Annotated in this window: 21 protein-coding genes; 4 read left to right on the top strand and 17 right to left on the bottom strand. The window is 38.6% G+C overall.

Annotated elements, in window-relative coordinates; genetic code table 11:
* Genes lolB1 through E4661_RS14480 form a run of 5 tightly spaced genes read right to left on the bottom strand, consistent with a single transcriptional unit; the run spans position 1 to position 4,673 of the window.
* Positions 1 to 786 carry a lipoprotein insertase outer membrane protein LolB1 gene (lolB1, locus tag E4661_RS14460; RefSeq protein WP_240751490.1) on the bottom strand — a complete coding sequence of 262 codons (786 nt, stop codon included), beginning with the start codon at positions 784 to 786 and terminating at the stop codon, positions 1 to 3.
* Positions 786 to 1,691, bottom strand: a complete 906-nt coding sequence (locus tag E4661_RS14465; protein ID WP_136468173.1) for a tetratricopeptide repeat protein — start codon at positions 1,689 to 1,691, stop codon at positions 786 to 788. The genes lolB1 and E4661_RS14465 overlap by 1 nt, the downstream gene beginning before the upstream one ends.
* Positions 1,692 to 1,728: 37 nt before the next feature.
* Positions 1,729 to 2,745 (bottom strand): sugar phosphate nucleotidyltransferase, encoded by a 1,017-nt coding sequence (locus E4661_RS14470; RefSeq protein WP_136468174.1) that lies wholly within the window; start codon positions 2,743 to 2,745, stop codon positions 1,729 to 1,731.
* A 34-nt stretch (positions 2,746 to 2,779) separates the two neighbouring features.
* Complete coding sequence (gene dut, locus E4661_RS14475; protein ID WP_136468175.1) at positions 2,780 to 3,214, bottom strand: dUTP diphosphatase; 435 nt, start codon at positions 3,212 to 3,214, stop codon at positions 2,780 to 2,782.
* Entirely contained in the window at positions 3,204 to 4,673 is a 1,470-nt protein-coding gene (locus E4661_RS14480; protein ID WP_136468176.1) for a lipopolysaccharide biosynthesis protein, read from the bottom strand. Before E4661_RS14480 ends, dut begins: the two co-directional genes overlap by 11 nt.
* Positions 4,674 to 4,787: 114 nt before the next feature.
* Here E4661_RS14480 and E4661_RS14485 point away from each other — a divergent pair, with 114 nt between their 5' ends.
* Complete coding sequence (locus tag E4661_RS14485; protein WP_136468177.1) at positions 4,788 to 6,425, top strand: sulfatase family protein; 1,638 nt, start codon at positions 4,788 to 4,790, stop codon at positions 6,423 to 6,425.
* 5 nt (positions 6,426 to 6,430) lie between these two features.
* Here E4661_RS14485 and E4661_RS14490 read toward each other — a convergent pair whose 3' ends face one another.
* From E4661_RS14490 to E4661_RS14545, 12 genes are all read right to left on the bottom strand, one after another.
* Positions 6,431 to 7,999: an arylsulfatase gene (locus E4661_RS14490; RefSeq protein ID WP_136468178.1), complete on the bottom strand. Its 1,569-nt coding sequence runs from the start codon at positions 7,997 to 7,999 to the stop codon at positions 6,431 to 6,433.
* A 113-nt stretch (positions 8,000 to 8,112) separates the two neighbouring features.
* Positions 8,113 to 8,973 (bottom strand): ATP synthase F1 subunit gamma, encoded by an 861-nt coding sequence (gene atpG / locus E4661_RS14495; protein ID WP_136468179.1) that lies wholly within the window; start codon positions 8,971 to 8,973, stop codon positions 8,113 to 8,115.
* A 13-nt stretch (positions 8,974 to 8,986) separates the two neighbouring features.
* Positions 8,987 to 10,567 (bottom strand): F0F1 ATP synthase subunit alpha, encoded by a 1,581-nt coding sequence (gene atpA / locus E4661_RS14500; protein ID WP_136468180.1) that lies wholly within the window; start codon positions 10,565 to 10,567, stop codon positions 8,987 to 8,989.
* A gap of 2 nt (positions 10,568 to 10,569) precedes the next feature.
* Positions 10,570 to 11,109, bottom strand: coding sequence for an ATP synthase F1 subunit delta (gene atpH / locus E4661_RS14505; RefSeq protein ID WP_136468181.1), 540 nt, complete (start codon positions 11,107 to 11,109; stop codon positions 10,570 to 10,572).
* Positions 11,110 to 11,113: 4 nt separating this feature from the next.
* On the bottom strand, positions 11,114 to 11,608 hold the full coding sequence (locus E4661_RS14510; protein WP_136468182.1) for a F0F1 ATP synthase subunit B: 495 nt from the start codon (positions 11,606 to 11,608) through the stop codon (positions 11,114 to 11,116).
* Between the two features lie 93 nt (positions 11,609 to 11,701).
* Entirely contained in the window at positions 11,702 to 11,923 is a 222-nt protein-coding gene (gene atpE / locus E4661_RS14515; RefSeq protein WP_054559962.1) for an ATP synthase F0 subunit C, read from the bottom strand.
* A gap of 15 nt (positions 11,924 to 11,938) precedes the next feature.
* Positions 11,939 to 13,021: a F0F1 ATP synthase subunit A gene (gene atpB / locus E4661_RS14520; RefSeq protein ID WP_136468183.1), complete on the bottom strand. Its 1,083-nt coding sequence runs from the start codon at positions 13,019 to 13,021 to the stop codon at positions 11,939 to 11,941.
* An 88-nt stretch (positions 13,022 to 13,109) separates the two neighbouring features.
* Positions 13,110 to 13,508, bottom strand: coding sequence for a hypothetical protein (locus E4661_RS14525; RefSeq protein WP_136468184.1), 399 nt, complete (start codon positions 13,506 to 13,508; stop codon positions 13,110 to 13,112).
* Positions 13,509 to 13,513: 5 nt separating this feature from the next.
* Positions 13,514 to 13,747 (bottom strand): AtpZ/AtpI family protein, encoded by a 234-nt coding sequence (locus tag E4661_RS14530; RefSeq protein ID WP_136468185.1) that lies wholly within the window; start codon positions 13,745 to 13,747, stop codon positions 13,514 to 13,516.
* Complete coding sequence (locus E4661_RS14535) at positions 13,725 to 14,156, bottom strand: bactofilin family protein (protein ID WP_136468186.1); 432 nt, start codon at positions 14,154 to 14,156, stop codon at positions 13,725 to 13,727. Before E4661_RS14535 ends, E4661_RS14530 begins: the two co-directional genes overlap by 23 nt.
* A 6-nt stretch (positions 14,157 to 14,162) precedes the next feature.
* On the bottom strand, positions 14,163 to 16,709 hold the full coding sequence (gene porW, locus E4661_RS14540; RefSeq protein WP_136468187.1) for a type IX secretion system periplasmic lipoprotein PorW/SprE: 2,547 nt from the start codon (positions 16,707 to 16,709) through the stop codon (positions 14,163 to 14,165).
* A 380-nt stretch (positions 16,710 to 17,089) separates the two neighbouring features.
* The gene (locus E4661_RS14545) at positions 17,090 to 18,103 is read right to left on the bottom strand and encodes a GlxA family transcriptional regulator (RefSeq protein WP_136468188.1); all 1,014 of its coding nucleotides are present in this window, start codon (positions 18,101 to 18,103) and stop codon (positions 17,090 to 17,092) included.
* 111 nt (positions 18,104 to 18,214) lie between these two features.
* Here E4661_RS14545 and E4661_RS14550 point away from each other — a divergent pair, with 111 nt between their 5' ends.
* Genes E4661_RS14550 through E4661_RS14560 form a run of 3 tightly spaced genes read left to right on the top strand, consistent with a single transcriptional unit; the run spans position 18,215 to position 19,495 of the window.
* Positions 18,215 to 18,529 carry a hypothetical protein gene (locus tag E4661_RS14550; protein WP_136468189.1) on the top strand — a complete coding sequence of 105 codons (315 nt, stop codon included), beginning with the start codon at positions 18,215 to 18,217 and terminating at the stop codon, positions 18,527 to 18,529.
* 3 nt (positions 18,530 to 18,532) lie between these two features.
* Positions 18,533 to 18,823, top strand: coding sequence for a putative quinol monooxygenase (locus tag E4661_RS14555; RefSeq protein WP_136468190.1), 291 nt, complete (start codon positions 18,533 to 18,535; stop codon positions 18,821 to 18,823).
* Positions 18,824 to 18,835: 12 nt separating this feature from the next.
* Entirely contained in the window at positions 18,836 to 19,495 is a 660-nt protein-coding gene (locus E4661_RS14560) for a DUF2461 domain-containing protein (protein WP_136468191.1), read from the top strand.
* Positions 19,496 to 19,516 lie beyond the last annotated feature (21 nt).

Raw genomic sequence — 19,516 nt, forward strand, 5'->3', positions numbered from 1 at the left:
TTACTTTAATATAATTTCATCAAACCCTTTCGGAATTTTATACGGAAAATTAAGTGTTCTGTTCAATTCCAAATTTTTAAAACTCAATCCGATTGTAGTCTCTTTCATATTTTCGATGGCCACCACATTTACCTCATCTGGAAGCGCTTTTCCTGAAATATCCTGATAAGTATATTTTGCGGCAACCATGCGATTCTCATCTGGTTGGGCGATTTCTTGAGCGGATATTTTAAAATTCCTTGGTTCAATTTGAAATAAAATCTTGAACAACTCCCGTTGCTTTTTTGGTTTTAACTGATATGTACTTTGATTGATTTCTGATGCATACCTTCCTTTTCTCAAATCGAAAACAGCCTCTCCCAAAAGCAGATTCTGTAGCTTTTCAAAGTCAAGCTCAGTTCCCAAAAGGTTACTCAAATAACTGAAATCACCATCGAAGTATTCATTTTGCAGCTTGTTGTAAAAAGACACTTTTTCCGGTGTTATATGCGCTTTTACCACTCCAAAAGGTGCACTGATCCAGATAACTTTATCTTTCTCCATACGAAGGCTTACGTTGACACCCTGATCCTTATCGCCGTTTCTATAATCAATCTTCACCCTACCGCTCAATGTCTTAAAATCAGTTTGATTAGCATAGTGGTTTTCAATGATTCGTTTTGTGGAAAGTTTGTTGTCTACATCTCCCCCTGTGATTGACTTTGTCGACTTACAGGATCCAAAAACCATGAGCATCAAAAGCAAGAAAGTTGGTTTTGCCACTCTATAAAAATTCTGTTTTTTCATTATAAACCTGGTTTTACTTTACCCAAATATTCCTGCGCTTTCAAGGTATTTCCAATTGCGGTATAGGCTTTTGATAGTTCCTTGTAAATTTTGTTAGCCAATACATCTTCATCCAACAAATAATCCAAAGCACTTTCCAAAACTTCAATTGCTTTCGTTGATTTTGAAGTTCGATTCAATGCCGTTCCATATGCAAAATAGAAATAGGGCTGCAACGGATAAAGGTCCAATGCTTCCTTTGCTGTGATTTCCATTTGTTGATAGTTACTTTCTGATAATAGGGTATCTATCTTACTTTTATATTTGGTTATTGGGTCTTCATTATTGGAAGGTTCCGTAGGCGCGGAAACAGATTTTTTGCTCGTTTGTTGCAATGAATCATTGATTTTGTTTGTCAAGTCAGAAGCAAACTCAGAATTTTCTATTTCCTTCAACACGCTAAGGGCGTTTTGGTACTTTTTCTTTTTAAAATAAACCACTGCGAGGTTCTCTCGAAGTTTATTTTCTTGATATGGGATTCTTTGTTTAACCACATCAAAAGGAACTCCTTCTTTTTCCAGAATGTTTACTAAACTCTCTAAATACCAAAAATCCGTTGGTTCCGAAATTAAGGCTTCAATGGCATATTCTTGCGCTTGTACGTATTGTTTATCCAAAAAATAGGCTTTGGCCAGCTCATAATCCACAACACTGTTCATTGGGTCCAAATTTTTGCACTTCAAGAACAGCTCAACCGCACGGTCGTAGTTTTGTATCCCCTTTTGTTTTAGCGCTTCAAAAAAGTTTTCTTGAAACTCATCGGTATATTCTTCCAAAAAGACCTCAGCACTTTGTTCTTCCTCTTGGGTGTAAGCCCAAAAGAAACATATAAAAACAAACAAACATGTAATTACAAATCTCTTCATATAAATACTGTTTTCTCCTTTGGAGAAAAAAGGGCAATTATTCCAACACGGAATAATCCCCAATGCTAATAGCTTCAAAGTTGCCATCAAAAACCACGTGGTTCCCTATCATGGCATTGTCCAAATTGGCGTTAGAAATTTTACTCTTACTTTGTATCAAGCTATTTTTTACCGTTGAGTTTTCCAATACTGTATTGTCTCCTATTGACACGTATGGACCGACGGTGGTGTTTTTCAATATTACATTTTCTCCTATGAAGCATGGTTCAACAATATTGGCATTCTCCGTTTTTATAGAATTTGCAATCAAGTCCTCACCGTCTTTTTCTAAAAAGTCGAGCATACGCTGATTGGTTTCCACAGTTACGTTCTTATTTCCGCAATCCATCCATTCATCAACTTTTCCTGGAACAAACTTCATGCCTTTGTCCATCATGCGTTTAATGCCATCATTTATCTGATACTCCCCACCATTTATGATATCATTATCCAGAACATATTGCAACTCGTTCTTAAGAACACCGACATCTTTAAAATAGTAGATTCCGATTACCGCCAAATCTGAAACAAATTCCTTAGGTTTTTCTACCAATTCAACGATTTCATTTTGATCGTTTAGATTCACCACACCAAACGCTTCTGGCCTATCGACTTGCTTTACCCAAATAACACTATCAGCTGATTTGTCCAAATCAAAATCAGCGCGAATAAGGGTATCAGCATAGGCAATAACCGCTGGACCACTCAAAGAATCTTTGGCACTCATTATGGCATGTCCTGTACCCAAAGGCTCATCTTGTCTGTAAATGGAGCCTTTGGCTCCCAAACCTTCTGCCAATTGTATAAGACTGTTGACAACATCATCTCCAAAAAAAGCAGGGTCTCCCAAAATAAAGGCTACCTCTTCAATTTGTTCTCCCAAAACCTTTGCTATGTCACTCACCAATCTGTGAACAATTGGCTTTCCAGCAACTGGAATCAAAGGCTTAGGAATTGTCAATGTATGTGGTCTTAAACGGGAACCTCTTCCCGCCATAGGTACTATAATTTTCATAAGTTTTTTAGTATAACGTATTTGGTGTTTAGTTTTATTGCACTCCAGTGCTACCGAAACCACCAGCCCCCCTGTCGGTATCTGAAAGAACTTCGGCCTTAACCCATTCCGCACGTTCATGTTTGGCGATAACCATTTGGGCAACACGCTCTCCATTTTCAATTATAAAATCTTCTGAAGATAGGTTAACCAAAATGACCCCAACTTCTCCTCTATAATCGGCATCCACTGTTCCAGGGGCATTTAAGACAGTAATTCCTTTTTTAGCGGCCAAGCCACTTCTCGGTCTTACTTGAGCCTCATAACCAATGGGCAGTTCCATAAAAAGTCCTGTGGGCACTATGGTTCTTTCCAATGATTTTAAAGTAATGGGTTCATCAATATTTGCCCTTAAGTCCATTCCTGCGGAAGCCGCAGTTTCATAATGGGGCAATGGATGTTTTGACTTGTTTATTATCTTAATTTTCACGTCTTAGAAATATGGCTTTTAATTTATCTCCTTCCATTTTATATACTAACCCCAAAAATAAGAAAAGTAGTATGCTACCGGCTATTAAATTTCTGTGAAATACGTAGAAGGAAAGCGCTGAAAACAAGACCGAAGTGGACATATAGAAGATAATCTTGCGCATATTATAAGGTACTGGATAGTATTTTCTTCCAAAATAGTAAGAGAGAAGCATCATGCTTCCATATGCGGCTAGAGTAGCCAACGCAGAAGCCGTATATCCAATTTTAGGGATAAGTCCGATGTTGATGACCAATGTTATCAAAGCGCCTATAGAAGAAATATAGGCTCCATATTTGGTTTGATCAGTGACTTTGTACCAAACCGACAGATTATGATATATCCCTAGACAAAAACTGCCCAACAGAATGATTGGGACAACATCGAGTCCTTCCCAATAGATTTCCTTTTTTAAAAATAGTTTTCCCAACACCTCAACAAAGACCACAACTCCAAGCAAGATTATACTCCCTAGGATTACAAAGTAATTGGTAATTTGAGCATACGTTTTTTGAGGTTTTTCAGTTTTGGAATGACTAAAGAAAAAAGGTTCAACTCCCATTCGAAACGCTGTTCCAAACAAAGTCATAAAAAGGGCTAGTTTATAACAAGCACCATAAATCCCCGATGCTATTTCCCCCTCTTCACCAGGTAGCATCTCTGTCAATAGAATTTTATCAAAAACTTCATTAATAGTAAAGGCTACCCCCGCCACCATAATGGGGCCAGCATATTTAAGCATCTGTTTCCAGATTCCAAAATCGAAATTGTAAGTGACCTTAAAATATGTGGGCAGCAACAACAATAAGGTGATTCCACTAGCAATAATATTGGAAATCAAAACGTAATGGATTTCCCAGTTTTCTTTGTAAATGCCCGAATAAAATCCCTCACTGTTTTCCTGTGCCATTTTGGGAAGAAGAAACAAAAAGAATATGTTCAATGAAAAGTTTATGACGACATTGGCACTTTTTAAAACGGCATATTTCATTGGTTTTTCCTGCGCCCTAAGCAATGCAAATGGAATAATGACCAATGCATCCAAAACCAAGATATAAGTGGTGTATTTTAAGTAATCCACATTAATATTGGTTATGTTGGCCAGCGTGTCTTTGATTGATAGTGCAAATACCAAAAACAACAGTGAGGACCCTAATAATGAAATCAATGATGTTGATATTATCTTTCTCTTGTCTTCTCCTTTATGAAAAAATCGGAAAAAGGCGGTCTCCATCCCATAGGCCAAAAACACATTGAAAATGGCAATCCACGCATAAATATTAGTGTATTGCCCATATTCCGCTGCGCTTTCTAGTATTGCCGTATATAATGGCAACAAAAGAAAAGATAACACCCGTGGCAAAACCGTGGCCAAACCATAGATGAAAGTCTGTTTAAAAAGCCGTTTAAGAGGGTTCAATGGAGACTCTTGTTATATAATCATCAATAAGGTTCGCACAAGTTACGGAAAACCCTTTAGTTGCATCATTTCCATAACAATTTGTACCTTTTCAACATTAAAAAAATTCAATCAATGAATATCTTTTCAAAACCATTTTTTACCATCCTTTTTACGATTGCCCTAATCTCATGTGCTGAAAAGCGTAAAGAGCACAAAACTGTTTCAATTGAAAAGCCCAATATTATTTTTATAATGTCTGATGATCATGCCTATCAAGCTATCAGTGCTTATAATGATCATTTGATTCAAACCCCAAACATTGACCGAATCGGGAAAGAAGGAATTGTATTCACCAATGCGTGTGTAACCAATTCCATTTGTGCACCATCGCGAGCGACTATTTTAACAGGAAAGCACACCCATATCAATGGCAAAGTTGATAATTTGATGCCTTTCGATACTACACAGGTAACCTTTCCCCAGTTGTTTCAAAAAGCGGGGTACGAAACCGCCATGTTCGGTAAACTACATTTTGGAAATAACCCAAAAGGCGTTGATGATTTTATGATTCTTCCTGGTCAAGGGCAGTATATCAACCCAGACTTCATTACACAAAACGGTGACACTACTATAACTGGCTATGCAACGGATATCATTACAGATGTTACCTTGAACTGGCTTGATAAAAAGCGAAATCCAGAGAAGCCTTTTATGTTGATGTATTTGCACAAAGCACCTCACCGTCCCTGGTGGCCAACACCTGAAAAATTCGAGGAATTTTATGGAAAAGAGTTCCCTTTGCCTGAGTCTCTCTTTGATGATTACAGCAATAGGGGGTCAGCTGCAAAGACGGCAGAAATGAATTTACTGACCCATATGAAGTATTCCTATGACACCAAAGTATGGCCAGAAACCATCGCCAAAATGGGAGGCGTAACACCCAAAGTACCCGATTTGGTAAACGCATTCAATAATATGTACAGCCGTGCCACTAACGAACAAAAAGCGCAATACAAACCATTTTTGGATGCCATAAGCAAAGATTTTGAGGAAAACTGGCCGTCGATGACTTCTGAGGAGAAAATGATTTGGAAATACCAGCGCTATATGCAAGATTATTTAGCTTGTATTTCCTCAGTGGATGACAACATAGGCCGATTATTAGCATATATGGATGAAAATAGCCTTTCTGAAAATACAATGGTTGTCTACACTTCGGATCAAGGGTTTTATTTAGGGGAGCATGGCTGGTTTGACAAGCGTTTTATTTACGATGAATCTTTTAAGACTCCCTTGTTGATTCGTTGGCCTAATAAGATAAAGCCTGGTATCACCAGCGAAGAAATGGTTCAAAATCTGGATTTTGCGCAAACCTTTTTAGAAGCAGCCCAAATTGAAACTCCGGATGACATGCAAGGTGAGAGTCTAATGCCCCTTTTGACCTCGAACGAGAATGATTGGTCTAGAGATGCTGTGTACTATCATTATTATGAATACCCAGCGGAACACCAAGTAATGAGGCATTATGGTATTGTGACTGTTGATTATAAACTGGCCCATTTCTATTATGATGTTGATGAATGGGAGCTCTACGACCGTAAAAAAGACCCTCAGGAAATGAATAATGTTTATAATGACCCCGCCTATGCCGACGTGGTCAAAGAGCTTCATAAAAAACTAGAGGAACTACGTGTACAATATAAAGATTCGGACGAACTCAACCAGCATTATATTGACTTGCACAAGGCAAGGACCGCGACCGCACACTGATTGAATCAATTTGAAGACTTGATTTCATATTGCCCATGGGTCAACTCCCATAAATGGTACAGCGAATCCAACTGCTTTAACACTCCCGGGTTTTCGACGGCTACATTCTTGGTCTCTGCTGGGTCATTGGCAAGATTGTACAACTCCCATGGAGCATCTTTTCCTTCAGCAACAATTTTCCAATCTGCCTTACGCAAGGCTTTACCATCGGACCATTTCCAATATAGTGGCTTCTCCCTTTTAATGGTCAGTCCTAAAAAAGTAGGAGAAAAACTCACTCCTTCAAAGGGTTCAACTGTTTGTCCATTGTGTTTTTCCGGATAGGATGCCCCACCAACTTCCATCAAAGTAGGTAATACATCTATGAAATGTCCAACAGATTCATTTACCGTATTTGGATTCTTTATTCCCTTTGGCCAAGAAATAATCAAGGGGGTTCCAATGCCTCCCTGATAGCTATAATTTTTATAAAATTTGAAAGGGGTATTGCTCACATTTGCCCAATTTTCCCCCAACGATTCCCAATGACCGACGGTTCCAATTTTACCATTTCCTGATATGTTGACCACCTCACTCGAAGCACCATTATCTGACATAAAAAGGATTACAGTGTTTTCCAGCTTGTTCAGTTCCTTCAGTTTTTGGATAATTCTTCCAATATTTTGGTCCATTCTATCAATCATGGCGGCATAGACCGCCATACGTAAATCTTCTTTGTCCTGTTCTTCGGGAGAAAGTGAATCCCATGGGTCAAAGACTGCATCGGAAATTCCAAAAGCATCATCTAAAAGCCCCTTTTCTTTTTGTTTTCTAATTCTCTGCTTACGAATCGTTTCATAACCTACCTTGTACTTTCCGCGATACTTTGCAATATCTTCCGGCCACGCCATTAAAGGGTCGTGGGGAGCTGTATAGGCTAGGTAAAGAAAAAACGGAGAGGCTTCGTTTTTATACATTTCCATCCAATCCAAGGCATGGTCCGTAAAAGCATCTGTTGTATAAAACTCTTTCTTTGGAGTGAACGGGCGATGCATGACAGAATCAATATACCATGTTCTATCAGGTTTTTTTTGTGCTGGTATTGGCTCTCCTTCTCTTTGCTCTCCTGGATTGAAGTGATTGGAAGCCCCATCCACTAGTCCAAAATATCTGTCGAATCCTCTGGATAAAGGGTTTTCAATACCGTGGTGCTTACCGGACCATAATGTTCTATAGCCGGCAGTTTTTAATACCTCGCCTAAGGTTATAGCATTTTTAATAGGATTGGTGTGGGTGTTTGCAAATCCGACTTGATGAGCATATAAGCCAGTGAGCAATGCTGCCCTTGATGGAAAACATTTTGACGTATTACTGAATTGGGTATATCTTATTCCGTTTTTGGCCAATTGATCTAAGCTGGGAGTCAAAATTTCCCCGCCATAGGCCCCTATGTCTGACCAACCTAAATCATCTGCCAAAATCAATACAATGTTGGGTTGCCCGTTTTCATCATGAGAAACCGAGTTTAGACAAGAACCCAATAAAATAGAGAGTAATAGCAAAACGCAAATAACGAAACAATTAAAATTCCCCATTGATAAGAATTCAATTACACTCCCATTGTTCCCTAAAAATCCGAACAAAAAATAAACGGTGCAACTCTAACTTTAAGAATTGCACCGTTTTATATTAAAAGACCTTGCTTAATCTAATTGTTAAGTGCTTCCGCACCTCCAACAATCTCCAGGATTTCATTAGTAATAGCTGCTTGTCTTGCTTTATTATATGTCAGTTTTAACTGATCTCTAAGCTCAGTAGCATTATCAGTTGCTTTGTGCATTGCTGTCATACGTGCTCCGTGCTCACTGGCAAAGGAATCACGAATCGCCTTGTACAATTGTGTCTTCAATGACTTTGGAATCAACTGCTCTACGATTTCGGGTTTAGACGGCTCAAAAATGTAATCAGCTGCACCTGAAGTATCCCCTTCAACAGGAACTAAAGGTAAAAATTGCTCTGTCATTACAATTTGTGTAGCAGCATTCTTGAATTTATTATAGACCAATTCAATTCTATCATAATTCCCTTCCGTAAAGTGGTCCATCAAATCTTGGGCAATTACGGCCACATTTTCAAAGGTCAAGTCATCATAAACTTCGCTATGGTTGGCAACAACATTGTTCTTTTTTCCAATGATGTCATTTCCCTTCTTTCCAATCGCAATAAAATCCACCTGCTTACCTGCATAGGTTTGATCCAATAAAGCGTTGGATTGTTTTATAATGTTGGAATTAAAGGCGCCGCATAATCCACGGTTGGAAGTAATGGCTACAATCAAAACCTTGTTTACCGCTCTGTTATCGGCAAACTTGCTTCCGGCATCACCATCTAAACTTGCGCTAAGACTTTGCAATAACTCGGTAAGTTTGTTTGCATAAGGACGCATCGCTGTAATGGCATCCTGGGCCTTTTTCAACTTTGCAGCAGATACCATTTTCATGGCACTGGTAATCTGCATCGTTGAAGATACCGAGGCTATCCTGTTTCGTATTTCCTTTAGATTTGCCATTTATCTATTGGGCTTAAGCTCTATATTTTCCTGAAAGATCCTTACAAACTGCTGTCAAGGTTTCTGTAACCTCATCGGTCAACTTACCAGCTTTCAAAGTATCTAATACACCTCTGTGCTTGGCATTCAAGAATTCGATAAAATCAGTTTCAAATTCTTTTACCTTCTCAACAGGAACATCCTTCAACAAGTTTTTGGAACCAGCGAAAATGATGGCTATCTGATCTTCAACGGTAAATGGGTCATTCTGCGCCTGCTTCAAGATTTCCACGTTTCTACGTCCTTTTTCGATAACGTTCAACGTAGCGGCATCCAAATCGGAACCGAACTTAGCAAATGCTTCCAATTCACGGAACTGCGCTTGATCCAGTTTTAATGTACCTGCTACTTTCCTCATGGACTTTACCTGGGCGGAACCACCTACACGAGATACGGAGATACCCACGTTAATCGCAGGACGTACACCTTGGTTGAACAAATCTTGCTCCAAGAATATCTGTCCGTCAGTAATCGAAATTACGTTGGTTGGGATATATGCAGAAACGTCACCTGCCTGTGTTTCGATAATTGGAAGAGCGGTTAAAGAACCTCCTCCTTTTACCATTGGCTTCAATGCATCTGGTAAATCGTTCATGTTTTTTGCGATATCGTCATCAGCAATAACCTTAGCTGCACGCTCCAATAATCTTGAGTGCAAGTAGAAAACGTCACCAGGATATGCTTCACGTCCTGGAGGTCTTCTTAAAAGAAGTGATACCTCACGATATGCAACCGCCTGTTTTGATAAATCATCATAGATAATCAAGGCTGGACGACCTGTATCCCTAAAGTATTCTCCAATCGCTGCACCAGCAAAAGGAGCATATACCTGCATAGGAGCAGGGTCAGATGCATTAGCTGCTACAATGGTCGTATAGGCCAAAGCTCCTTTTTCTTCCAAAGTCTTTGCTATGGCAGCAACGGTAGATGCTTTTTGTCCTACAGCTACATATATACAGTACACTGGTTCACCAGCATCGAAAAATTCTTTTTGGTTCAAGATGGTATCGATACAAACGGTAGTCTTACCCGTTTGACGGTCACCGATAACCAACTCACGCTGACCTCTACCGATTGGAATCATAGCGTCAATTGCCTTAACTCCAGTCTGCAAAGGCTCGTTTACCGGCTGACGGTAGATAACCCCAGGTGCTTTACGCTCCAATGGCATTTCGTAAGTGTCCCCAGCAATAGGTCCTTTTCCATCAATTGGATTACCAAGGGTATCAACCACACGGCCAACAATTCCTTCACCAACATTGATAGATGCGATACGTTGCGTTCTTTTTACGGTCGCGCCTTCCATAACTTCTTTGGATGGGCCCAACAATACAACACCAACATTATCTTCTTCCAAGTTCAAAACAATACCTTCCATACCGCCATCGAACTCCACAAGCTCACCATATTGAGCGTTGGAAAGTCCGTACACACGGGCAATACCATCACCCACTTGCAATACGGTACCTACTTCATCCAAGGAAGCGGTAGCTTCAAAACCTGCTAATTGTTCTTTCAAAATTGCTGATACCTCAGCGGCTTTTACTCCTGCCATTTTTATAGACTATTTGTAAATTCTCTTTTTAATCCGTTCAATTTGTTGGCAACACTTGCATCATATTGCAAATCGCCAACGCGAAGTACAAATCCTCCTATGATGCTTTCATCAATCTTATTTTCAATGGTAACCTTGTTGCCAGTAATTTTAGTTACCTCTCCCAAAATCTTTTTCTCTAAATCAGCTGTCAAAGGAACCGCAGTAGTCACGTAGGCTACATCTTCACCTTTTAACTGCTCATGTAGAATGATATATTTTAAGGCCACCTCTTGCAGCAACGCAATTCGTTTGTTATCGGTCAAAGTTCCGATTAGGCCTTTTGTGATTTCACTGGACCCCTTAAAAATCTTTTGCAAGGAACTTTTCTTTACCTCCCCTTTTACCACAGGGCTTTCCAAAAGATTCTGGAGCTCCGTGTTTTCAGAAATGGTGGCTGAAATCTCCCGCATATCCTTTTCAACGGCATCTGCCGCTTTCTTTTCGATAGCGAAATCCAAGGTTGCTTTTGCGTAGCGTATGGCTGCCCTACTCTCGTTCATCTTCCTAGTTCAATTTGATATCACCCAACATATCCTGAACCAACTTTTGTTGTTTCTTTTTATCGGACAATTCTTCTTTGATTACTTTTTCCGCAATATCGATGGAAAGATTGGCTACCTGCTCTTTGATATCGGCAACGGCTGCTTTCTTTTCGCTTTCGATAGTAGCTTGGGCCTGCTTAATCATCTTATCTCCCTCAGATTTAGCCTGCTCTTTTGCTTCGGAAATGATACCTTCTTTCAATTCTCTTGCTTCTTTGAGCATAGCGTCTCTTTCAGCTCTTGCTTCTTTCAGGATACGTTCGTTGTCCGCCTGAAGATTTTGCATTTCTTTTTTGGCATCCTCAGCAGACTGCAATGCACTTTTTATAGACTCCTCTCTTTCACTTACGGCACCTAAAATAGGTTTCCACGCAAACTTTCTTAAAATCCCCAAAAGGATTAAAAATGTAATTGCTGTCCAAAAGACCAATCCAAACCCTGGGCTTACTAAATCCATTTCTTAGTGTTTTTAACTAATTCAAATTTTGTCTTAACTATTATAAGCAATAGATAAGGAAGCAACCAACCGTTGCTTCCTTATCAAAATCATTTAGGCTGCAGGAGCTGCTTGCAATAGAGCAACAACCACACCGAATAACGCTACCGCTTCAACGAAAGCAGCAAGAATTAGCGCAGAAGACTGAATCTTTCCGTGCATTTCTGGCTGACGAGCCATTGCTTCCATAGCTCTTCCTCCGATGTTACCAATACCAACACCGGCTCCGATAGCCGCTAAACCAGCACCAATAGCTGCGATTCCATAAATAGTCATACTACAAAATTTAAATTAATGATGTTCTTCTTCTGTTGCCATTCCAAAATAAAGGGCAGACAATATTGTAAAAATATATGCTTGTATAGCTGTCACAACAATTTCAATAACTGTAATAAACAATGAGAACAAAACAGAAATTGGTGCTACCGCTATCGTTTCAAAAATGAAAATCAATGACATTAAGGCCAAGATGATAATGTGACCTGCTGTTATATTGGCAAAAAGACGAATCATAAGAGAAATCGGCTTTGTAAAAATGCCTATCAATTCTATTGGCATTAAAAATATTTTCATTGGCACTGGCACACCGGGCATCCAGAAAATATGTTTCCAGTAATTTTTATTGCCACTAAATATTGTAATAATAAAAGTGAAAACAGCCAACGTAAGTGTAAATGCGATATTACCGCTTAGGTTAGCTCCGTTTAGGATTGGTATAAGTCCAAAAACATTATTAATCCAAATAAAAAAGAAAATAGTCAACAAATAAGGCATATACCTTTTATACTTATGCTCACCTATCATTGGCTTTGCGATATCGTCCCTAACAAAAACAATTAAAGGCTCAATAAATCCGGCGATACCTGTAGGCACATTATTTTCTGATTTTTTATACACCCTGGCAGCTGAAGTAAATATTATAATAAGCACCAATACAGAAACCCACATCATCAATACATTTCTAGTAATTGAAATGTTTAATGGTTTTGAGGCATTTACAGGATGGTGTTTGTCATCAAATTCTATTGAAGCCGCACCTTCATTTAACTTGTATATTTTCTCGTGGAACTTGACAAATTTTTCGCCATTTTTCTCCACGACCACTTTACCGCTATCATCATGATGAAACTTACTTGACATGAATGATGTCAGGCCATTATCCGTCCATAAAATTATGGGCAAAGAAATTGAAATAGGTTTGCCGTTGAAGTCGATAACATGAAATTCATGAGCATCTTTTACGTGATGCATGATCATTTTATTGGGGTCAAATTTTTTATCTGATTCTGTGTCATCTTTATAGTTGGCAAAACCAGCAATAGGCAGTGCAAGTAAAAGTCCTAAAAAAACTGCGCCAAAAGTACTTATTCGCATTCGTTCGTCAGATTAAAAAATACCCTTCTAAAAATTCGGTGCAAATGTACATCACATTATATTAACTGACAAACAATAATAACACCGATTATTTATGGGCTAAAAATTGATTAATACTGTAAACTTCAAATGCTAAAAAAACGAAATAAGGAATAAAAAAATTAGTGACGTCTCCAATCTTATTTGGAGCCTCGGAAAGGAACAATGGCAAAAGAAATAGAACAACCAAAAACATCTTTAACACCATCAATAAAATAAACGCATTAAAGACTTGAGTTTGCCCATTTGAAAATCGAAAATTAATAATAGAATAGACTATTAATACTGATATTGTGTGAAAGACATAGACATTCCACAAGGGTATGATAAGTTCCTCTTCAGAAAACAGGGCATTCAATAAATATGCATGTAGCAAATAAAGAATTACAGCTCCAACAACTAATTGCACTATAAAAAGCAATTGACGCTTTTTAAAAGAATCTGCCATGGTATTCAACGATTAGACATCTTTATAATTTGCTTAATCACAAAATATATAGAAATTAAAACCGCAAATAAAGAACAAATAACAGTATAAACAGAGTGTTCGTTAGGAAACTTTTCGTCTAAAAAAACACCTAAATAAGTTCCCCCTCCAATAATTGCAATCATTTGGAAGGCAATTCCCGAAAATCTTGCATAGGAATTTAAGGGTTTTTTCTTCTTAGGAGACTTTTGCTGGCTCATTTGCTTTGGCAGACTGCAGCTTAGATGTGCTTGAAGCAGCTTCGACTACTCCTTTGCCCATGGTACAGGCTGCGTTAAATGTAGCACCTGGCTCAACAGCTAATTTAGAAACGCTTACCGTACCTTCGATGATGGCAGATGCCTTTAGCGAAAGCAAGTCCTTAACAGCCAATTCACCGTTGAACTTTCCTTCAATATCCGCATTTACGCATTCTACTTTTCCATTGATGTAGCCATCTTTACCGATAACTATCTTGCCTGAGGTTTTCACGTTACCTTCTAATTTCCCATCAATTCTGAAATCTGCTTCGGAAGTGATGTTTCCTTTTATTTTGGTGTTCTTTTCAATTCTATTGGGCTGTCCTCCAAATTCTGTCATAGGTCGAGGTTTTTTGTTATCTGAAAACATTGTGTTCTAGGGTTTTGGGGTTGAAATATGTTCTTTGTATGATTCTAAATTCTTGTGGACCTGAATGATTTTGTAATTGTTGGATAAAACTACAAAATTCTCATCGTTGATTCGGTAGTCCTTATTCTTTTTTATAAGCTCTGCATAGCCTAGGGCAAAATCCTTAGATCTAAAACCGTGAACCACGACAAATTGATCTTCCAAATTGTATATGTCTTTGGAAACAACGTTTTTGTAGTTCAAATCCTTAATCGATTCTTCCAATCGTTTTTTAAGTTTCAAAGCTTTTTCGTTATCTCGTATTTTGAATGGAAATACTACTTTCCAATTCCCTTTTGATGCATCATCCAAAAAGACTTTGGATTCCAATTTAGGTAACTGATTGGCCACAATTTGTTCGGCTTTTTTGCCTTCGACGTTATTCGGATAGGTCAATGCCACATAATTGAGAGCTTCTTTAAAGGCTTCGAACCCTTGTAGACGTCCTATTGCATTTGCCTTCAACATTTCAAATTTTGGAACAATCGGGTCTCCGGTAAATTTATTGATAAACTCCTGGGACAGGGTTATTACTTGAAGGTACTGTTGCTTTTCATATAATTTATAAAGAGCAGCATATTGAGCATCTGGACTATCGGCATTACCTTCCAAAACCACTTGTGGATTGAGCAATATCTCGGCATAACGGGTGTTAGGATGATTAGTGATAATATCCTGCTTCATATTGTCGGCCAAAGGGCTTCCTGTTTCCTCATAAATTTTGAAAAGATTGTATTTGGATGGAAGTATCAGCCTTTCTTCTGGTTCAAGGTCTAAGACCCGTTCCAACTTTGCAGCGGCCAGCAGGTTATCCTTGAATTTTTCCTTATAAATCAGTCCTAACTGATAATTAGCAAAGTTCCTTTCGCCTCTAAGACTGTCAATAACGGTAAAGTCAGTAGGTACTTGTTCCAAATAAAAATCTACGGAGTATTTCTGATCTTCAGATATGTCGGTATTGGATTGGACTCCAGCTGCAACATCCTGTCCTGTAGCTTCGGATGGCAGTAACCTTGCTTTATTGCTCCAGCGCCAATCATCCTCCAGTGCACGATTGCCCCAACGGGTCCTAAACTCATTTTTGCCATAGCCCAAGCTGGTAATATTATAGAAATAGAACTTCCCTCTATTTTCTTTTCCTCCTTTGGTTTCGGCAAAGGCCGCAAACCCAGCCGTTGTTCTTTCCAATTCTTTTTGGGTCGCTTCCTCTTCCTTGCGTTTGAGTTCGGCAATGAAATCCTCAAAATAAGCTTTGCGTTCTGCTTCCGGCATTTCATATAAGGTGATCACACTATCGGTATGCTGTACAATGTCCTCATATTTAATTACATCCTCGAGGTTGTCCAACTTCTTTTTTATGCTCCTGTGCTTTTTGGTGTTTACCACAAGGTTGGTCAACGTACTATCATAATAAGCTCCAGCTGTTTTGTACTCATCCATGTCAAAATAATAATCGGCCAGACTTTGATAGTTCAACGCATTTAATTTGCGCTCTGTTTTATTGGTGGACAAGGATTTATTGTAATAAGCTATGCCAAGGCTGTCGGACTCATTGGCCATATGGTATTGGGCAATCTCCCGATAGATTTTATCAAGGAAGGGTCGATTTTCGCGATTTTCTTCCAAGTCGGTCAAGTACTCCAACAGTTCCTCTCGATTTGCATCGGTAACCTCAGTGTTCTGAATTTTTTTGAGATGTGCATTGATCATATAAACCCGTGGCGATTTTCTGTTCAACGCAATCACCTTGTCAAAAGCATAATTAGCACTATCCTTATGTCTTAGTTGGTTGTATAGCTGCCCAATGATGAATAGGTATCTTCCTCTTTCAGCATTCTTTTTGGTATAAGCTTGGGCTATCTTTAATTTTTGTATCGCCGTATCCCTGACTTTTAAATCAATATAACACTGGGCCAATACCGCATTGGCATCTGCATATTCCTGATCTTTTAGGCTTTCATATTTGAAAAGTCTTTTTAGATTTTTGATGGCCAACTCTGGATTATCCAAGCGCATGTTGGTCTTTTCACGCCAGATAGTGGCTTCATTTAATTTATCACTCTCAACATATTTTCGAAGCACATAATTGAAGGATTCTAAAGCTGGAATATAGCGTTGGTCGAAGTATCGTGCCTTTCCCAATAACAAAAATGCCTCATCAGTCTGAGGGTTGCGTTCCTCATCCTTAATGTCCATACTATGTTTTTGAATGGCTTTTGTGGCCTTCTCCTCCGCAATTATAAAGTTGGGGTTATTGTCCTCCGAATCTAGTTTGATTTCCTCTGTAACCTCGAGGCGTTCTACGGGAAGGATTTCCCAAAAATCATCTCGGTAGTTTGAATTAAGTTCCTCTCTTCCTTGCTCAAAGGCAATATTGCCATTGTACAACACATTGTACTTGGTCTTTAGGGCATGCCAATTACGATTTATAAAGGCATCCTTTTTTGTGGAACAGGAGTTAAAAAAGACTCCCGCCAATAGAGAGATTATAAAAACTTGATGTTGAAGCTTCAAAATTATAGGTAATCGTGTTTTACCTTAACTGAAAAACGCTCAGTTTATTATAAGGCTCATCGGTAAAATGCAATTATTTTATCTTATCAGTTAAACATGCGACTAAACAACATCTGTTCAAGATAATTTCGTTTAGATATTATTTGGCTATCACGCTCTGGTTCGTTGGATGATTCGTTCATTTTGTCTTGAAACAAAACGAACCAAAAATTCAAGAAGATTTCAAGGAAATTTTTGTGTTAAAATCACAAAACCACTGGTAAATTCATTCGCTCCATGCTCCTTTTTGCTATGCAAAACGCACTTCCGCTCGATTTACAGTTATTTCTGGGAAATCTTCACCTCAAAATTCCATTAATCCAATCATCTAAAACTACACATTACCAAGCTGTGGGACGTTCAAAATTGACCCTACTACGATTGTATTTTGATTTGTACGCTACAGGAGATATTCCTGCATATTTTTTAAAAACGGTGCGAAAGGCTTTTTGATCGGCATAGCCTACTTGGTACATGACCTCGTTGACATTTTGCTCCGTGGATTCCAAGCTTCGTTTGGCCGCTTCAATCTTAACGCGTTGAATATATTCCAGAGGAGTGTTTTGAGTAGCCTTCTTAAATCTGCGGACAAAGTTTCGACTACTTATCGCATACTTTTTGGCCAATTTTTCCACCGAAATTTTATCCTTTACATTGCTTTCAATATATTTTTGAGCCTCCTTGATTGCCGAGTCGTCATGATCTTTCTGGCCTTGAAAAATGGCAAACTGGTTTTGATCCACACGATCCATATCTATCTCAAAAAACTTGGAAAGATAAATTGCTGCTGCCCTACCGCAATATTTTTCAATAAGGTGAAGCATAAGGTTTAGAAAAGAAAATGCCCCTCCACTGGAATAGATGCCATCTTCGTCTGTGACAATTTTATTCGAAACCAAATGCACTTTGGGAAACATTTTTTTGAAAAGCTCCATCCCTGCCCAATGTGTGGCACATTGTTTTCCATCTATCAGTCCAGTCTGCGCAAGGACAAAGGCTCCCATACACATACTTGCTACTTCAGCATTATGAACGTTTCTTTGATGCAATATCCAAGGAATAAAATCTTTGTTCTGTTCCAAATCGTCATCCAACTTATCCGGTCTAAGGGCTGGTATAAGGATTAAATCAGTTTTTTCTATATCTCCAATGGTACTTTTACAATGAATACTGAATAAGCCATCGTACAAGGGATAGTCATTTTCCAATCCAACCAAATGGATATCAAAAAAATCATCTTCTCTCGCTCCTGTTTGTTTCAAAAACTGGTTTGCTGCCATCAATATCTTAAATGGCCCCACTACATTGCTCAAAATGGCATTGCCTTTTGGCACCAAAATACTTACATGTTTCATAATCAACACATTTAAAGTTATAAATGTAATGGTAATACTTGGCACATTCAACCCTTAAAAGTGTCTTATTTCCCCTTATTCTGACCTTAACCTCTTTTGTAGCTTTGGGATATGGAGTTAGAAAAATTTATGGAAATCCGAGAACAGTTTTGCTTAAAGTACCCTGAGGTAACCGAAGGTAAAATGATGAGTTCTCCAGCTATTCATTACAACAAAAAGGTATTTGCTTTCTTCTCCAGAAAACAGAAAATGGTGTTCAGGTTCGGGAAAGACTATCCCTTGGACAAGCTTACCGTTGAGGTGTCCGAATTCAACCCGTTCAAAAAGAAAAAGCCTTTGGCCGGATGGTTCGAGGTTGACTATAAATACCATGACAATTGGGAAAACCTGGCCCATTTAGCACTCAAAACCATTCAAACATTATAAGCTATGATCCATGTTTTTGTACCTTATAAGGTGAGGCCGGATTCTATTGAAACGGTAAAAGAAATTGTAGGGAAATTTATTTCAAAAATTGAAAAAAATGAACCTGGGACTTTGTTTTACAAATCATTTCAGCAACAGGATGATCCAACCTATTTTACCCATGTGATGACCTTTACGGATTCGGAAGCAGAAATGCTTCATAAAAAGAGCACGTACTGTCGGGAATTTACGGATGTCTTATATCCCTTATGTGAAATTATGCCCAAACCGATTACCCAAAATGAAATCAACTAAAATGCAGGTCATATGATTAGCAAAACCTACACTTCTTTTTTCAAAGAATTAGCCAAGAACAACAATAAGGAATGGTTCCACGCCAATAAAAAGCGATATGAAAATGATGTCAAAGAACCTTTTCTTGGTCTTCTAGAAGCCTTATTGAGCAATCTTACTAATTGGGATCACCGTATTCTTGCCGACCCAAAAAAAGCTATGTTCCGAATTAATAGGGACGTTCGTTTTTCCAAAGACAAAACCCCATACCATAACATTTTAAAGGCGGGGTTTTCACCTAATGGAAAAAAATCCATCCTTCCGGGATATTATTTAGGCATTGATGCCACTAGTATCCATGTTGGGGGCGGTCTTTTTATGCTACGCCCCCCTGAGCTTTCAAAGCTGAGAAACCATATTGCGGCCAGCGCTTCCGAATTAATCAAAATCACAACCGATTCAGCATTTGTTCAAAATTTTGGGCAGTTAAGTGGAGAAAAAGCAAAACGATTGGATAAAAGTTTGCTTCCGACGGCAGAAAAAACAGATTTGATCTATAACAAACAATTTTACGCCATGGCCGAATTTCCACTAGAGCCATTTTACGATTCAGAAAATTTGGAAGAGGAGATCTTGAACCATTTTAAGGCCATCAAACCTTTGAACACCTATTTGAACCAAGCGTTCGAATGACAACAAGTTTATTTATTAATC

It is taken from the genome of Flagellimonas onchidii (assembly GCF_004804315.1).
Lineage (GTDB): Bacteria > Bacteroidota > Bacteroidia > Flavobacteriales > Flavobacteriaceae > Flagellimonas > Flagellimonas onchidii.

Coding starts and splice junctions, on each gene's coding strand:
- lolB1 (WP_240751490.1), bottom strand. CDS start 786: ATGAAAAAACAGAATTTTTATAGAGTGGCAAAACCAACTTTCTTGCTT.
- E4661_RS14510 (WP_136468182.1), bottom strand. CDS start 11,608: ATGGATTTAGTAAGCCCAGGGTTTGGATTGGTCTTTTGGACAGCAATT.
- atpG (WP_136468179.1), bottom strand. CDS start 8,973: ATGGCAAATCTAAAGGAAATACGAAACAGGATAGCCTCGGTATCTTCA.
- E4661_RS14555 (WP_136468190.1), top strand. CDS start 18,533: ATGATCCATGTTTTTGTACCTTATAAGGTGAGGCCGGATTCTATTGAA.
- E4661_RS14545 (WP_136468188.1), bottom strand. CDS start 18,103: ATGAAACATGTAAGTATTTTGGTGCCAAAAGGCAATGCCATTTTGAGC.
- E4661_RS14485 (WP_136468177.1), top strand. CDS start 4,788: ATGAATATCTTTTCAAAACCATTTTTTACCATCCTTTTTACGATTGCC.
- E4661_RS14535 (WP_136468186.1), bottom strand. CDS start 14,156: ATGTTTTCAGATAACAAAAAACCTCGACCTATGACAGAATTTGGAGGA.
- atpB (WP_136468183.1), bottom strand. CDS start 13,021: ATGCGAATAAGTACTTTTGGCGCAGTTTTTTTAGGACTTTTACTTGCA.
- atpA (WP_136468180.1), bottom strand. CDS start 10,567: ATGGCAGGAGTAAAAGCCGCTGAGGTATCAGCAATTTTGAAAGAACAA.
- E4661_RS14470 (WP_136468174.1), bottom strand. CDS start 2,745: ATGAAAATTATAGTACCTATGGCGGGAAGAGGTTCCCGTTTAAGACCA.
- atpH (WP_136468181.1), bottom strand. CDS start 11,109: ATGAACGAGAGTAGGGCAGCCATACGCTACGCAAAAGCAACCTTGGAT.
- E4661_RS14560 (WP_136468191.1), top strand. CDS start 18,836: ATGATTAGCAAAACCTACACTTCTTTTTTCAAAGAATTAGCCAAGAAC.
- E4661_RS14530 (WP_136468185.1), bottom strand. CDS start 13,747: ATGAGCCAGCAAAAGTCTCCTAAGAAGAAAAAACCCTTAAATTCCTAT.
- atpE (WP_054559962.1), bottom strand. CDS start 11,923: ATGACTATTTATGGAATCGCAGCTATTGGTGCTGGTTTAGCGGCTATC.
- E4661_RS14490 (WP_136468178.1), bottom strand. CDS start 7,999: ATGGGGAATTTTAATTGTTTCGTTATTTGCGTTTTGCTATTACTCTCT.
- E4661_RS14525 (WP_136468184.1), bottom strand. CDS start 13,508: ATGGCAGATTCTTTTAAAAAGCGTCAATTGCTTTTTATAGTGCAATTA.
- E4661_RS14550 (WP_136468189.1), top strand. CDS start 18,215: ATGGAGTTAGAAAAATTTATGGAAATCCGAGAACAGTTTTGCTTAAAG.
- E4661_RS14465 (WP_136468173.1), bottom strand. CDS start 1,691: ATGAAGAGATTTGTAATTACATGTTTGTTTGTTTTTATATGTTTCTTT.